Genomic DNA, 15,401 nt, shown 5'->3' with positions numbered 1-15,401 from the left:
GCGTTCCTCACGAACCCTGTGGCTGCTTGGCGCTGTTGGTGTCCAGCCGTGGCCCGGTCGGCAGGAATTGGGACCAGTTCGCGGGTACGGGCACGGGCTCGACGTCCTTGTAGCCGAGCCGGACGCGGGCCTGGTCGGCCTCGGGCACCGTGGGCTGCTCGCCGGACCGGGCCCCGCCGGGCTCCTCGCCGATCCTCGACTTGTCGGTGGCGCTGTCGTTGTTGGACTGCACGGCGTAGCGCAGGCCGGTGTCGGTGACGAGGAAGACCGCGCCGCTGTGGGTCTGGCGCCCGGTGACCTGGCGGTAGAGGAGGCCGGAGCCGGGGGTGACATAGGCGCTGGTGGCGCCGTCGGGGAGGGGCGCGGGGTAGTCCTTGCCGGTCCAGACGCCGAGGCCGGGGGTGCCGGAGGCGTCGAGGCCGCCGAAGAGGGCGCACACGGTGCCGCCGCCGGCGAGAGGGTCGCCGGCGCCCGCGAGGCGGGGCACCTGGGCGGGCCAGTGGTCGCCGCCGTGGAACTCCTCGGCGTCGGGGGTGAAGTCGGCGGCGCTCACGCGCTCGGGGGCGCCGGCCTGGCCGAGGGGGGCGAGGTCGCGGCTGCTGAGGAGGAGCTTGGCGACGAACTCCGAGACGCGGGCGACCTTGCCGGGCAGCACGACGTAGTGCTGGGTGGTGGCGCCCGTGGGGGCCTGGAGGATCATGCCGACGCGGTTGGCCCCGGTCTTGAGGGTGGGGACGCCCGCCGGTTCGCCGACGCGGCCGCCGACGGCGGGGACGGTGATGGGCGTGCCCTCGCCGAGGGTGCCCAGCCACTCCTTGGTGACGTGCTGGGGCTGGGCGCCGTCGGGGAAGAGGGCGCGGAGGAGGACACTGCGGTCGGCGGGGTCCTGGTGCTGCCAGTCGGGTCCGCCGATGAGGTAGCGCGTGCCCTTGGGGTCGACGAGGTAGCGGGCGTCGTCGGGCCCCTGGACGTAGAGGGCCTGCGCGCCGCGCAGCCGTCCGGCGCCGTCGAGCGCCCTGGCCTTCGGGTCGTTCGCGGAGAAAAGGAAGACCGCTTTCTGGGTGGTTTTCCCATTGCCGCCGGGTTGTTGGCAAACCGCCCACTGTTTCGGTTTGCCCGCTTGGGCCGCCGTGGGCATTCGGTCCGGTGCGTACGGAATGCCGAGAGTGGGGCCGCGCGGAATATGTCCGTCGTCGAGCTCGGATTCCCGGACCTTGATCACTCCGGCCTTGCCGGGGGCGAGGAGCAGCCGGGCGGAGGCGAGATTGAGGACGGGGTGGAGCTGCTTCCTGCCGTCCGTCTTCAGCACGACGTAGCGGGTGGTGGAGTCGCTGCCGACGATCACATGGGCGGCGACGTCGTCCCATCCCTTGGGCGCCACGGGCCGGAACACACCCCAGGCGCCGAAGCCTGCGACGAGCAGGGCGCCGATGACGATGCCGGGCAGGACCGTGCGCAGCGGACGCGGGGCGCCTTCTTCGGAACCGGTGGGCGAGGGCTGAAGAAAAGCGGCAACCGTCCGTTTCTTCGCGAAGGTGTAGGCGTTGAGTTCGTCCCGCCGTGATGCCATCTCGAGCTGTTTCTCCCCAGTTTTCGCCGTGGCTTCCCTCGGTCGCCCGGCGCGGCCCTATCGGGTCCGGTGTCGTACCGAGCCTCTACTATGCCCGTAAGTGATCGACACCTGTCGCCGGGGGAGGGTTCCCGAGGCGGCATCCGATTTCCCGGCGGGTGTATTCCGGGATGTGCGAGGGGGCTTGACGGGTCGTGGCTGCCATGACGCGCGTACGGGCCGGGAGGGGTCCGGAGTCCGGGAGGCGTCCGGAGTCCGGTGCGCGGACCGCCGGTGCCGGGGGTATCGCCGGTGCCGGGGGTGTCGTTCCCCGGCCGGCGCCGGGGCACGGGACGCTGGGCCCGGTCCGGCTGCCGCAGCTGGTGCTGCTGGAGCTCGCGGCGGCCGTGGTGCTCGCCGGCTGGGCGGGTGGACGGGTGGCGCTCGTCCCGGCCGTCGTGGTCGCGGCGGTGCTGGTGGCGCTCGCGTTCGTACGGCTGGGACGGCGGCCCGTCATGGAGTGGCTGACCGCCGTGGCGGCGCTGCGGCGACGGGCGCGGCGCGCGACGGCGCAGCCGGTGCCGCCGGGTACGGATCCGCGGCTGGCGCCCCTGGTGGAGTGCGAACCGGCGCTGTTGACCGAGACGTTCACCGACCGCGACGGGCAGCCGGTCGGACTGGTCGGCGACGGTACGTTCCTGACGGCCGTGCTGCGCGTGGACGCCGTGGACCGGCCGCTGCGGGCCGCGCGGACCGAGCGGGCGCTGCCGCTGGACCTGCTGCGGGACGCGATGGACGTGGACGGCGTCCTGCTGGAGTCGGTGCAGGTGGTGCAGAGCACCCTGCCGGCGCCCGCCCCCCATCTGCCCGCGCAGGCGCTGCCCGCGCGGAACTACGCGCTGCTGCACGAGATGAGCGGCGCCCCGGCAGTGCGGCAGACCTGGGTGGCGCTGAAGTTCGACCCGGAGCTGTGCCCGGAGGCCGTGGCGGCGCGCGGCGGCGGCGCCGAGGGGGCGCGGCGCTGTGTGCTGCGCGCGGCGCGGCAGCTGGCCAGCCGGCTGCCGGGCGCCGGATTCACGGCGACGCCGCTGTCCGAGCAGGAGCTGATAGCCGCCCTCGCGGCGGCGGCCGACCTCAACCCGGCGGCCACGGCGCAGGCGGCCCGTATCGGCTCGCCCGGGCGGCGCACGGCGGAGACCTCGCGCGCCTGGCGCTGCGACGACCGCTGGCACTCGGCGTACTGGGTGAGCCGCTGGCCCCGGCTGGGGGCGGGCGGCGCCGGTCTGCCGCAGTTGGCCGCGCTGCTCACGTCGCTGCCCGCGCTGTCGACGACGCTGAGCCTGACGCTCGGCCGGGGGCGGATGCTTGAGGGGCGGCACGCGCCGACGCTTACCGGGCATGTACGGATATGTGGGCGCAGTGCGGATGAATTGGGCGCGGTGCGGCGCGAGTTGGAGCGGGCCGCCCGGGCGGTGAAGGTCGGGCTGGTCCGGCTGGACCACGAGCAGGTGCCGGGCGTGCTCGCCACGCTGCCGCTGGGAGGGACGCGTTGATGAACACTCCGGTGACGGACCCGGACGGGGTTGCGGACCCGGCTGGGTTGGCGAACCAGGCCGGGGCGTCGCCCGCCCGCCGGGCGCGGTTCGGCTTCGGGCTGCTCGGGCCGCGCCGCGGACGGCATGAGCTGGCGCCCGACGAGTTCGCGTCGCTGGCGCTGCCCGTGGGCGACGACGGGGTGGTCATCGGGTCCGACGAGCAGGGCGCGCCCGCCGTCCTGGGCCTCGGGCGGCCCGTTCCCTACGAGGTGGTCCTGGTCGGCGGCGCGTGGACGGCCCAGGTCATCGCGCTGCGCGCGGTCGGTACGGGGGCGCGGGTCGCCGTCGAGACCGGGCGGCGGCAGCTGTGGACGCCGCTCGCGCAGTCGGCGAACAGCGGGCAGCAGTGCGTCACGCTCCACGACGTCGGCCGGATGCCGCCGCAGGGGCCGTCCGTGCACAGCCCCGTGCTCGTCGTCCGCGACTGCGGGGCCCGGCCGCCGCGCGGCCGTACGGGCCCGGCGCCCTGGCAATCGGTGCTCACCCTGCTCCCCTATCCGAGTCCCACCACGCCGCGTCTGATGGCCCAGGCGGACCTGGTGGGCGTTCAGCGGGTCGCGCCCGACGAGGCACGGCAGATCGGCCGGACGATGAACCTGCCGCCGGAGGACGTCGAAACGCTGTCCGCGCTCCCCGATGGCGTCACGCTTTGGTGCACACGTTCGTCACGAATGCGTGTCACCACCCGGCCGACCGAGCCGGAGACGGGTCTGCTGGGAGCCGCCCGGCGCATGGAGTGACACCCGGCTCCACCGGCGTGGGAGCGGTGTCCCCGCCTCCGCGCGGGGAAGCCTTGCCGCACCGAGGGGCGGGTGGTGGGGCGGGGGCGGGCCTGCCGCGGAGATGCGGATGACGATTAGTCTGTAAGAACGTACGCACGCACTGGAAAGCCCGACGCCGGTTCTGTCCTGCGACAGATGGGGAAATCCGGGCGGTCGGGGCGACAGTAACGGTCGGCCCCGCCAGCTGAGTCCACCGAAACCCATGGGCAGCCGACCACACCAGCAGGAGGCATTGTGAGCAGCGATCGGGACGAGATCCGAGCGGCCGGGAAGACAGCCGGCGAGGACCGGTCCGACGCCGACCACGGTCCGGGGTACGAACACGAGCCCGAACACACGGGCGAGTTCACCATCGACTACACGCCGCCCGCGTGGTACACGCAGGGCGCGTCGGCGGCGGCGCCCGCGCCCGTGCCGCCGGTCGCTCCGGTTGCGCCGGTCGCGCCCGTTACTCCTGTTGCGCCCGTTGCGCCTACTTCGTCCGCTCCGAGCAGCGAGGAGGCGCGGGCCGCCGCGACTCCGGCGCCCGCGCCGGCCGAGGCCCCGGCGCCCACGTGGACCCCGCCTCCCGCGCCCCAGGCCTCCCTGCCGCCACTGCCGCCCAACTTCCCGCCCGCGGCTCAGCAGACCGCTCCCCCGGCCGCCTGGCCGCCGCCCCCGCAGGCGCCGTACCCCGCCGCGCCGGGTCATGGGATGCCGCACCCCGAGGCGGACGCGCCGGTCGCGGCCCAGGGCACCGATGCCGGGGAGCCGGTGGACGCCCCGGTGACGGAGAGCGACACGCCCGCCGCCCCGGCGGCGCCCGCCGGTGACGAGGCCCCGCGGCCCGTGTCGGCCGCGTCGACCACTTCGTCCCAGGACGGGGACGGTCCGGCGGGCGACGCCACCCGGATGGCCGACGCCGACACACGGCAGTCCGCGGACGCGTCCCCGGAGGCCCTCGCGCCGACCGGTGACGATGCCCCGGGCGACCCTGACAGCGTGCCGGCTGCCACTCCGTCCGGCGACGGCACGCCGCCCGTCCCGGGCATTCCGAGCGCGCCGACCGGCCCCGCCGACGTGCCGACCACCGCTCCGGCGGGCGACAGCGCCCCTGCCGTCCCGGGCGCACCGGTCACCCCCGCGCCGACCGGTCTCGACGGCGTGCCGACCACTGCTCCGTTCGGCGACGGCACCCCCGGCGCTCCCCCCGTGCCGAACGCCCCCGCGCCGGCCGGCCCGTACGGCGTGTCGGCCGCCGCCCCGATCGGTGACGGCGCTCCCGGCGTGCCGAGCGCGCCCGCTCCGACCGATGACGGCGCCCCCGCGTTCCCGGGCGCACCGGCCGTCCCCGGTACTCTCGGCGCCCCCAACGCCCCCGCCCCCTGGGGCGCCCCCGTCGGGCCCGCTCCGTACGGTGTGCCGGGCGTGCCGCCCGGTCCCGTGCCCGTGGCGGAGGTGCCCGGCGCGGTACTGGCGCAGCCGGTCCCCGGCGCCCCCGTGCCGCCCGGCATGCCCGGTGCGCCCGGCATGCCCGTTCCCAACGCCGCCTCGCCGCAGGCCGGTTACGGCTACCCGCGCCCCGAGGGTGCGCCCGTGCCGCCGTCGTACGACGGGTACGGCTACCCCCGGCCGGACGGCGCGGCCATGCCGCCCTCGCCCGCGCCCCAGGACGGCTACGGCTATCCGCGACCGACCGCGCCCGCGGAGCCCAACGCGTACCCCGGCGCGCTGCCTCCCACCGCCGCGCCCGGGCAGCCGCAGCCCGGTATGCCCGGTACGCCCGGGACGTATGCCCAGCCGGGCGCGCCGGTCCCCGGCATGCCCTTCCCCGGCACCGAAGGGGCGGCGGCCCACCAGCCGCAGCCCGGAGCCCTCCCGCCGGCCATGGACCCGGCGGCGCACCCGGGCGCGTACCAAGCCCAGGCCCCTGGCCAGGCTCCGGGTCAGGCCCCCGGTCAGCCCGGTGTCCCCGAGGTCCCCGTCGACCCCCGGGCCGGCGGCTGGCCGACCGTTACGCCGGAGCAGCGTCAGCGGTCCGTGCACGGCGCGCCGCTCGGCTTCACGGCGGCGGTCGAGCTGTCCTCCGAGCGGCTGCTGAAGGCGAAGCAGAAGCCGAAGAAGCAGAACCCGGCGGCCCGCTTCAAGTTCGGCGCCAAGAAGGAGGAGGCCGAGCGGCAGCGCAAGCTGGAGCTGATCCGTACGCCCGTCCTGTCCTGCTACCGCATCGCGGTCATCAGCCTCAAGGGCGGCGTCGGCAAGACGACGACCACCACCGCCCTCGGGGCGACGCTGGCCACCGAGCGCCAGGACAAGATCCTCGCGATCGACGCCAACCCCGACGCCGGTACGCTCGGCCGCCGGGTGCGCCGCGAGACGGGCGCGACCATCCGCGACCTCGTCCAGGCGATCCCGCACCTCAACAGCTACATGGACATCCGCCGTTACACGTCCCAGGCGCCCTCCGGACTGGAGATCATCGCCAATGACGTGGACCCGGCCGTCTCCACGACCTTCAACGACGAGGATTACCGGCGCGCCATAGACGTGCTGGGCAAGCAGTACCCGATCATCCTCACCGACTCGGGCACCGGTCTCCTCTACAGCGCGATGCGCGGGGTCCTCGACCTCGCCGACCAGCTGATCATCATCTCCACGCCGTCCGTGGACGGCGCGAGCAGCGCCAGCACCACCCTCGACTGGCTGGCCGCGCACGGCTACGGCGAGCTGGTCTCGCGCAGCATCACCGTGATCTCGGGGGTCCGGGAGACCGGAAAGATGATCAAGGTCGAGGACATCGTCTCCCACTTCGAGACGCGCTGCCGGGGCGTCGTGGTCGTGCCCTTCGACGAGCATCTGGCCACCGGCGCCGAGGTCGATCTGGAGATGATGCGGCCGAAGACCCGCGAGGCGTACTTCCACCTGTCCGCCATGGTCGCCGAGGACTTCGTCCGCGCCCAGCAGCAACAGGGCCTGTACGCGGCTCCCCACCAGGCCCCGCCGATGCCGGGCGGCTACGCGCCCGCTCCCGCGCCTGCTCCCGAGGCGCAGTACAACCCGTACGGCCAGGGCATGCCCCCGGCCCAGCCGGGCCCGTACGCACAGCAGCCCCAGCATCCCCAGCAGCCGCCCCAGCCGGACGGCTGGTCCCTGCCGCCGCAGCAGTAGGCACATGGGAAAGCGGAGGGCCCCGGGCGCGTACATCGCGCCCGGGGCCCTCCGTCGTAGCGTGCGCTAGCCGGCGACGACCGCAGCCTCGTGCGCGGCGACCAGGTCGCGCGCCTGCTTCACGTCCTGGGCCATGCGGTCCAGCAGCGCGTCGATGGACGCGAACTTCTCCATGCCGCGCAGATACGCGAGGAAGTCCACGGCCGCGTGCATCCCGTAGAGGTCGAGGCCGACGCGGTCGATGGCGTAGGCCTCCACCGTCCGCTCGGTCGCGTCGAACTGCACGTTCGTCCCGACCGAGATGGCGGCGGGCATGGCCTCGCCGTCGACGGTCAGCCAGCCCGCGTACACCCCGTCGGCCGGGATCGCGGTGTGCGGCAGGGTCTCCACGTTGGCCGTGGGGAAGCCGAGCTCGCGGCCGCGCTGGGCGCCGCGCACGACGACGCCCTCCACGCGGTGCGGCCGGCCGAGGATCTCCATGGCGCCCGCGACGTCGCCCTCGGCGACCAGCCGCCGGGTCAGCGTCGAGGAGAACGGCAGCCCGCCGCCCGCGTCGCCCGAGACGAAGAGGTCGATGACCTCGACGTCGAAGTCGTAGGTGCCGCCGAGCTCCTTGAGGAATTCGACGTTGCCCGCGGCCCGGTGGCCGAAGCGGAAGTTGGGGCCCTCGACGACGAGCTTGGCGTGCAGCTTGTCGACCAGCACCTTGACCACGAAGTCGGCGGGCGACAGCTTCGAGAACTCCGCCGTGAACGGCAGGACCAGCACCGCGTCCACGCCCAGCTCGGCGATCAGCTCCGCGCGCCGGTGGTGGGGCGCCAGCAGCGGCGGGTGGCTGCCGGGGCGCACGACCTCGCTGGGATGCGGGTCGAAGGTGACCACGACCGAGGGAACGCCCAGCGACCTCGCCCGGTCCACCGCACGACCGATGATCAACTGGTGTCCGCGGTGCACGCCGTCGTACGAGCCGATGGTGACGACGCTGCGCCCCCAGTCCTGGGGGATGTCCTCCAAGCCACGCCAGCGCTGCACTGTCCCCGCTCCTCGCCCGAACCCGAACCTTTGTCTGTCTGATGACGCAGGTCTAAGAGTGCCATGCCGGTTGGCGGCGTCCCGCATCGGCCGGTGCGGTGCCGGTCACGTCGGCTGGGTGCGTGGGATCCGATGCGCCCCCCTGACCCCCTCCACCCCCCTTCTCACGCCCTGCGGTCAGGCGGATACGGGCGCTCGGGCCCACGACCACGGCCCACTGGGCTGGCGCGGATTTCAGCCAACCGCGAACCTGGCCGCCGAAGACCGGGATCTCCCGGGCGAGCTGGGTCAGTCTCCGGTCGAAGCAGGCGGCGCCCTCGGGCGTACGCGCCATCAGCAGGCCCGTGCGGTGCACGAGGTCACGGGTGCGGGCCTCGGTGCGCTCGGCCGCGCCCGCGGCCACCGCGCGCAGCAGGGCGTCGAGGACGGTGGCGTCACGGTCGTACGGCCCGTACTCCTCGCGTTCCATCAGCACTTCGAGCAGTTCCTGGCGCAATGGGCGCGAGGTGGCCGTGCCGGGGTCGGCGAGGACGGGCGCGAGGGCGCGGCGCACCTGGGGCGTCCCGGTGCGCAGCAGGTCGACGACGAGCGGGAAGAGCACGGAACGGGTGGTGGGGCCGCACTCCAGGCGGCGGTCGACGAAGTCGGCGGCGTTGGCCGCGCCCTCGGGGCGGTGGTCGACGTGCTCTCGCACCAGCGTGGTGATCCGGCGGGCCAGGGTGGCGGGGGCGGAGATCCCGGCGAGGGTGCGCAGCACGGCGGCGGGCCGCTCCCCCGGCTCGTACAGGCGCGCCCGGAAGGCGTCGAGCACCTGGTCGGGGTGGGTGCCCAGGGCGGGGGCGAGCATGTCGGGCGGGAGGTCGGGCTCGCCCGTGGCGAAGCCCGCGAGGGCCTGTGGGAGGTACCGGGCGCGGGTGTCGGGGTCGCGGACGAGCAGGGCGAGCGCGGTGCCGTGCAGGGTGCCCTCGTCGGGCCGCTCCAGGAGGGCGAGCGCGGCGTAGCGCAGCAGCTCGCGGTCGGCGGACGTGACGACGTGCGGGGCGGTGCGCAGCGCGTACGCGGCGGCGGCCACGTGGCGCTCGACGCGGTCGTCGTGGGCCCAGCGGTCCACGGCCCGGCACAGCGCGGACGGCTCGTCCTCGGCCAGGGCGGCCAGCAGTTCGTCGGCCCGGGGGTGGGCGGCCTCCACCAGCGCCTCGGTCAGGTCGTCCACGGCCCGGCGGCGGTGGGTATGGAGGAGGGCCTGGGCGGCGGTGGCGACGGTGAGGCGGACCCTGGCCCCGGCGGGGGTGATCTGGAGGGGGCGCTCGTCGGCGAACCAGCGGCACAAGAGGGGCTGCGCGGCGCAGGGGTCGGCGGTGAAGAGGGTCACGACGGCGGTCAGGAACCGGTCGGCGAGCGATGCCGCGGCGTCGCCGGACGTACGCCGACGGGCGGGCGGCGCGGCGGCCGCGGCACCCTTACGGGCGGGGCCGTCGGCGGCGTCGCGCTCGCCGGCCTCGCCGCCCTCGTCCGGCATGGCGGGCGTGGTGGGCACCTGTGGTTCCTGAGGCTCTACCTCTACGTCTGCCCCTACCTCCAGCTCCACCTCCAGCTCGATGGACTCGATCGGCTCGTCCGGCCCGGCGGGCTCCTGGGCTCCGCCCGGCTCCTGACCGTCGGCGGAACGGGTCCGGGCCCACGCGTCCGACCATCCCTCGCTGTACGGCACACCGGGTTCGCGAGGCTCGTGGGGCTCGTAGGCCCCGGGGTGGGCGGAGGTGTAGGAGATGACGCGCTCCTCCTCCGGGACGGCCTTCCGGGGCCGCCCCAGCACCGGGGGGCGCCCGGCACCGTTCCACTCCTCCCCCGCGCCCCGCGTCTGGCCGGGGACACGCGCCGCCCGGCCACCCCAGGGGGCGCGCGCGTCGCCGTACGCCCCGTCGTCCGGCCGCCCGCGCCCGTTGGCGCCCTGCCCCTGTCCGGGCACCCATGCCGCGCCGCGTCCCCGGGCGCCGCCGGACGCGCGGTCCGCCCGGCCGTTCCCCGCGGCCCCGCGCCCGTCGGCCCAGTCGGACGCCTCCGGCTCGCCCCCACCGCTCCCCGCGGCGTGCCAGGCCGCACCGGCGCAAGCCGCCGCAGGCCCCCCGCGCCGGGCCCCCGCCCGGGGCGCTCCCCGCTCTTCGCCGGCCCGAGCCTCGTCCGCGCCGCCGTCCGGAGCGCCTCGGCCCGCGATGCGGCCTGCGGCACCGGCATCTGCGGCAGCGGCCGCCGCCCTGGACGTCCCACGTGCATCGTCCGACTCACCGATCCCGGCCCCGGGAGACCCTGCGGCGTACCCAGCGCCACGGCCCCCGTCCGGCGCCGGGGCACCGCTTTGCCCCGGGACCCGCCCGGCCATGCCGGGCCCCTGGACTCGGGCCCCGTTCACGCCGGCCCCGGCGGTCCCATGGGCCCCACCCGTCCCGGCCCGGTGCGCACCGGACCCTGGCGTGTCCGCCCTGGCCGCACCACCGGCAGCGCGCGCCCCCGCGCGCCCCCCAGCCGCCCGCGCCCCACCGCGCCCGGCCCCGCCGGCCCCGTGGGCCCTCTCCCCGTCTCCCCCGTCTCCCTCCCCGGCTCCGCCGGCCCGGGCCGCATCCCCGCGCGACTGCCCCGGCACCGCCGCCCGCGCCGTCCCGTCCGCCGACTCCGCCGACCCCGTCGACGGCGGGGCCGACAGGGCCGCCGCCTCCGGCATGACACCCGGGGGCGGGCCGTCGGCCGGGATCAGGACGCGCAGGAGCTCCAGGCGGTCGGCGAGGCCGAGCGGCAGCCGCAGCCAGAACCAGGGGCCGAACTCCGCGAGGCCGCCCAGCGTGCGTCCGGCCTCGCTGTCGAAGCCCCCGACGGCCAGGGAGCGGGCCGTGACGCGCTCGGCCAGGAGGCGGAGCACCCCCAGGTACGGCGTGGCGTCGGGGACGCGCAGCAGGGTCTCGCCCAGGAGGTGGGCGGCCCACCAGGCGGGGTCGCCGAGGCGACGGCCGGCGCCCTCCTCCTTGGCCTCCGCCTCCGCGGCCCGCTGGGAAAGGGTCTCGATGGCGTGGACGAGGGCGCTCAGGCGGCGGGAGAGCTCCGTCGGGCCCGAGCGCCGGGCGAGCAGGAGCATGGCCTGGAGCACTGGCCCGATCCGGTGGCGCGGAACCGGCAGCGGGCGCGGCGGCTCGGCCGGGCCCCCGCCGCGCTTACGGCGGCCCTTCGTCCCGCCGCGGCCGGCCGCGGAGCCGGGCGGCGGCGGCACATGGCCGCCCGGCGTGGGCAGCGGGCCCTTCCCGCCCGTGCGGGAGGGCAGCCGCACGGCGGCCTCGGCGGGCGGGCCCGCCGGCTCGTACCAGCGGTGGACCAGCGCGTAGAGCGCGGCGTCGAGGTCCAGGTGGGAGCCCTGCACCCAGTCGGCGAACTCCTCGTGGGCGAAGCGGTAGCCGGAGCCGGCCGGGACGAGCAGCCCCTCCGTGAGGACGGCGGAGGCCCAGCCCGTGCGCCAGGGGAACAACTCCTCGAACGCCTCCCGCTCCAGCTCCCCCTGCCCCGGGCCGAGGCAGCGCCGGGCGGCCTCGTGGACCTGCCCGGCCACCCGGGCCGCGAGCCGGCGGACGGCGGGTCCGCGCAGCGGCGGGCGGCGGGACGCGGCGAGGCGCACGGCGATGCGCAGACAGATCAGGTCCAGGTAGGCGGAGAAGACGCCCCACCGGTCGGGGGCGGCCTCACCGGTGCCTCCGGCGCCCACCGTGCCGTCGGGCAGCGCCGCCCGGACCTCGGCGAGCAGCCGCAGGGCGAGGGGGTGGGCGGCGTCGGCGGGGTCGACGGCGCCCGGGGGGATGCCGTAGGAGGCCCGGACCTCGGCGGCCTGGGCGTGGGTGAGCCCGGGCAGCCGTGAGCAGGGCGGCAGGGCCCGGGGACCCGAGGGCGGGGGCAGGGCGCACGGGCCGCCGCCGGGGCGGTGGAGGACGCCGGTCGGGAAGAGGGCGCCGGCGGTCTCCCAGTGCTCGGGGCGGCAGGCGACGATCAGCCGGGAGGAGGTCTCCTCCAGCCAGCGGACGGTCGCGGTGGTCCAGGCGGGCAGGGCGTGGGCGAGGACGGGCGGCATCTCCTCGGGCCCGTCGAGGAGGACGAGCAGGGGGTGCCCGACCCGGCGGGCGAGCCCGGCGACGGCCTCGGGCGTGGCGGCGGAGGTGTCCCCGATGGTGCCGGCGGGGCCCGCCGAGGCGGTGACGATGCGCCCGGCGGCCTTGAGGGACCGGGCGATGGCGTCCCGGACGCTCTCGTCGCCCACGCGCAGGTCCGCGCCGCGCAGCCAGAGGGTGGGCGCGGGCTGGGCGCCGCGCGCCCGGCGGCCGGCGAGCGCGCCGAGCTCGGTGGTCCGGCCCGTCCCGGGGTCGCCCACGAGGCCGAGCACCAGGGCGTCGCTCTCCGCACCGGGCTCCCCGTCCAGGAAGCGGGCGAACTCCCGCTCGGTCTCGGGGCGCTCCACGGGGTCGCGCCAGACGCGCGGGGTGACGACCGAGCCCAGGGCGGTGGCGGTGAGCTGGAGGGCGCCGGCCAGATTGAGGTCGGAGCCGAAGGCGGGGACGGTGGCGGAGTTGCGGTCGAGGAGCTCGGCGAGCGCCCCGCCCGGGCAGGACGCCGCGGCGGCCCGGAGCGGGATGGCGAATCCGGCGGCCCGGCGGTCGGCCTGGAGCGCGGTACCGAGGACGGCGACGACCGCCCCCGTACGGGCGTCGAGAACGGGCCCGCCGGTGGCCTCCTCGCCGAGCCGCAGCCCGGAGCGGCCGGACAGGGACAGCTCCAGCGCGGCGCCGAGCAGATGGAAGCGGTCGGTGGCGGTGTAGGTGACCGGGACGTCACCGATGATCCGCGCGTCGTACCAGCGCCCGGCGCGCAGCCGGACGTCCTTCTCGCCCTCGAAGCCCACGGCCGCGGCGACCGGCAGCGGGGGGACGCACAGGCCCTCGGTGCGCACCAGTGCCAGGTCGTACTCGGGCAGTGGCGTGACGTTCTCAGCGCCGACGACGCAGGTCAGATCGCCCGAGGCGTGGAGCACCAGCCGGGCCAGTCCATCGACCGCCTCATGGCTGGTGATCAGGGTGCCGCGGTCGTCGGCGAGGAATCCCGTACCCCGCTCGCGGCCCGCGAGGTCGCGAATGCGTACGAGTGATTCCTCGGCATCGGTCCGCCGACCGTTCATCTCCGTCGAACCTCCCCGGCGTGCTGGTCCCCACGACGGTAGGCAGCGGATGATCGGCGAAACCAGATCACATCCTGAACGCGCCCCCTTCCACCCCCCTGGTTCACTCCGAGCGCCTGCCCGTTGGGGTGAATCATCCGTCCCGGATGGATAGAGACCAGTGGGAGGGGGACCGTGGGGCGGGGGGGCGTCGTGACGACGCGCTCCCCGCCCCACGGTGGGTCCGGCCGGAGCCGGAAAAGGGCCGGGGCCGGGAAAGGGCCGGCCAGGCCCGCCGGCTCGGCTAGACGAAGACCGCCAGGCTCTTGGCCCGTCCGCCCTGGTTCTCCACCAGCACGAGGAAGCGGCCGTCCGGTCCGTAGACCGCGATCGGGCCCGTGGTGTCGAACAGCGGCACCTTGATCCGGACGCCGTTGGCCAGCAGCTTGGCCTGCTCCTCGTTCACATCCCAGCGCTGGAAGGCGGCGGCCGCCGCCTCGGCGACAGGCATCACGCTCAGCTCCTCCTGGAGCTGCTCGAGCGTGCGGGCGTCGCCGATCCCGTAGGGGCCGACGCGGGTGCGCCGCAGCGCCGTGAGGTGGCCGCCGACGCCCGTGTCGGCGCCCAGGTCACGGGCGAGCGCCCGGACGTAGGTGCCGGAGGAGCAGACGACGGACACCAGCAGGTCCTGCACCGGGGTGCCGTCCTCCGCCTGGGCGGGGATCACGGCGTGGAGGGTGAAGGACGAGACGGTCACCGGACGGGCGGGGATCTCGAAGTCCTCGCCCTCGCGCGCCCGCTTGTACGAGCGCACGCCGTCGATCTTGATCGCGCTGACCTTGGACGGGACCTGCATGATCGCGCCGGTGAGCTTGGCGATGCCCGCGTCCATGGCCTCCCGGGTGACCCCGGAGGCGTCGGTGGAGGAGGTGATCTCCCCCTCCGCGTCGTCGGTCACCGTGTTCTGCCCGAGGCGGATGGTGGCCACGTACTCCTTCTCGGTCAGCGCGAGGTGACCGAGGAGCTTGGTGGCCCGCTCGAGGCCGAGGACGAGCACGCCGGTCGCCATCGGGTCGAGCGTCCCCGCGTGGCCGACGCGCCGGGTACGGGCGATGCCCCGCATCTTGGCGACGACGTCGTGCGAGGTGAAGCCGGCCGGCTTGTCGACGATGACCAAGCCGTCCGGACCGCTGTACTTCTCCTTCATCAGGCGCCGGCGCCCTTTTCGTCGGTCGCGTCCTCATCGTTCTCGCCCGGCTTGCGGTACGGGTCCGCCTCGCCGGCGTACGTGGCGCCCGAGGACGCATCGCGCACCTGGGCGTCCGAGGTGCGCGCCCGGTCGAGGAGGTCCTCAATCGTCCGGGCGTTCTCCGGCAGGGCGTCCGCCACGAAGGTCAGCGTCGGCGTGAACTTGGTGCCCGCCGCCCGGCCGACCTCGGAGCGCAGGATGCCCTTGGCGCTCTCCAGTCCGGCGGCGACGCTGGCCCGCTCCTCGTCGTCACCGTAGACCGTGTAGAAGACCGTAGCCTCCCGCAGGTCACCGGTGACCCGGGTGTCCGTGATGGTCACATGCGAGCCGAGCCGCGGGTCCTTGATTCCGCGCTGCAGCTTCCGGGCGATGACCTCGCGGATGAGGTCCGCCAGCCTCTTCGCCCGCGCGTTGTCGGCCACTGGTCCGTCTCCTTCTCGTCTTCCTGCATTGTGCTCTCGGCGCCGCCGACGCGCTCAGTCGTCGTGCTCGCCGTGGAACCGCCGTCGTACCGACAGCAGCTCCACCTCGGGCCGTGCGGCGACCAGGCGCTCACAGCGGTCCAGTATGTCCGTGAGGTGCCCCGGGTCCCCGGACACCGCCGCCACCCCGATGGTGGCCCGGCGGTAGAGGTCCTGTTCGCCGACCTCCGCCACGCTCACCGCGTATTTGCGGTGGAGCTCGGCGACGATCGGACGGACGACGGAGCGCTTCTCCTTCAGCGACCGGACGTCGCCGAGGAGGATGTCGAAGGACAGAGTCCCTACATACATGTGTAACGGGTGAGGCCCACCCGGGAGGCGTGAGGTGTGCCCGTACGTGGTGTACGGACTCCTCGAACCGTACACGCAACGGCCGGGGCCGA

At 75.6% G+C, this 15,401-nt stretch carries 9 protein-coding genes; 3 read left to right on the top strand and 6 right to left on the bottom strand.

The annotated features are described in order from the left end of the window. Positions 1-7: 7 nt before the first annotated feature. Positions 8-1,570 (bottom strand): type VII secretion protein EccB, encoded by a 1,563-nt coding sequence (gene eccB / locus RM609_RS26515; RefSeq protein ID WP_311614088.1) that lies wholly within the window; start codon positions 1,568-1,570, stop codon positions 8-10. 194 nt (positions 1,571-1,764) lie between these two features. Here eccB and eccE point away from each other — a divergent pair, with 194 nt between their 5' ends. From eccE to RM609_RS26500, 3 genes are all read left to right on the top strand, one after another. After that, a complete protein-coding gene (gene eccE / locus RM609_RS26510) occupies positions 1,765-3,102 on the top strand; it encodes a type VII secretion protein EccE (RefSeq protein ID WP_311614087.1) in 1,338 nt (445 codons plus the stop codon). Next, on the top strand, positions 3,102-3,884 hold the full coding sequence (locus tag RM609_RS26505; protein ID WP_311614086.1) for a hypothetical protein: 783 nt from the start codon (positions 3,102-3,104) through the stop codon (positions 3,882-3,884). The genes eccE and RM609_RS26505 overlap by 1 nt, the downstream gene beginning before the upstream one ends. Before the next feature lie 276 nt (positions 3,885-4,160). Then, positions 4,161-7,073: an SCO5717 family growth-regulating ATPase gene (locus tag RM609_RS26500; RefSeq protein WP_311614085.1), complete on the top strand. Its 2,913-nt coding sequence runs from the start codon at positions 4,161-4,163 to the stop codon at positions 7,071-7,073. Positions 7,074-7,139: 66 nt separating this feature from the next. Here the strand turns inward: RM609_RS26500 and RM609_RS26495 are convergent, their stop codons facing one another. The 5 genes from RM609_RS26495 to RM609_RS26475 all read right to left on the bottom strand — a co-directional run bounded on the left by RM609_RS26495 (position 7,140) and on the right by RM609_RS26475 (position 15,309). After that, on the bottom strand, positions 7,140-8,105 hold the full coding sequence (locus RM609_RS26495; RefSeq protein ID WP_311614084.1) for a bifunctional riboflavin kinase/FAD synthetase: 966 nt from the start codon (positions 8,103-8,105) through the stop codon (positions 7,140-7,142). A gap of 52 nt (positions 8,106-8,157) precedes the next feature. Then, on the bottom strand, positions 8,158-13,308 hold the full coding sequence (locus RM609_RS26490) for a hypothetical protein (protein WP_311614083.1): 5,151 nt from the start codon (positions 13,306-13,308) through the stop codon (positions 8,158-8,160). A 283-nt stretch (positions 13,309-13,591) separates the two neighbouring features. Continuing rightward, positions 13,592-14,494: a tRNA pseudouridine(55) synthase TruB gene (truB, locus tag RM609_RS26485; protein ID WP_311614082.1), complete on the bottom strand. Its 903-nt coding sequence runs from the start codon at positions 14,492-14,494 to the stop codon at positions 13,592-13,594. Next, positions 14,494-14,958, bottom strand: a complete 465-nt coding sequence (gene rbfA, locus RM609_RS26480; protein ID WP_311614081.1) for a 30S ribosome-binding factor RbfA — start codon at positions 14,956-14,958, stop codon at positions 14,494-14,496. Before rbfA ends, truB begins: the two co-directional genes overlap by 1 nt. 54 nt (positions 14,959-15,012) lie before the next feature. Then, complete coding sequence (locus RM609_RS26475; RefSeq protein WP_311614080.1) at positions 15,013-15,309, bottom strand: DUF503 domain-containing protein; 297 nt, start codon at positions 15,307-15,309, stop codon at positions 15,013-15,015. Positions 15,310-15,401: the final 92 nt, after the last annotated feature.

It is taken from the genome of Streptomyces hesseae, assembly GCF_031845785.1.
In the GTDB taxonomy this organism is placed as follows: domain Bacteria; phylum Actinomycetota; class Actinomycetes; order Streptomycetales; family Streptomycetaceae; genus Streptomyces; species Streptomyces hesseae.
The sequence above is the reverse complement of the archived record's forward strand: the minus strand, read 5'-3'. Positions and strand labels throughout refer to the sequence as shown.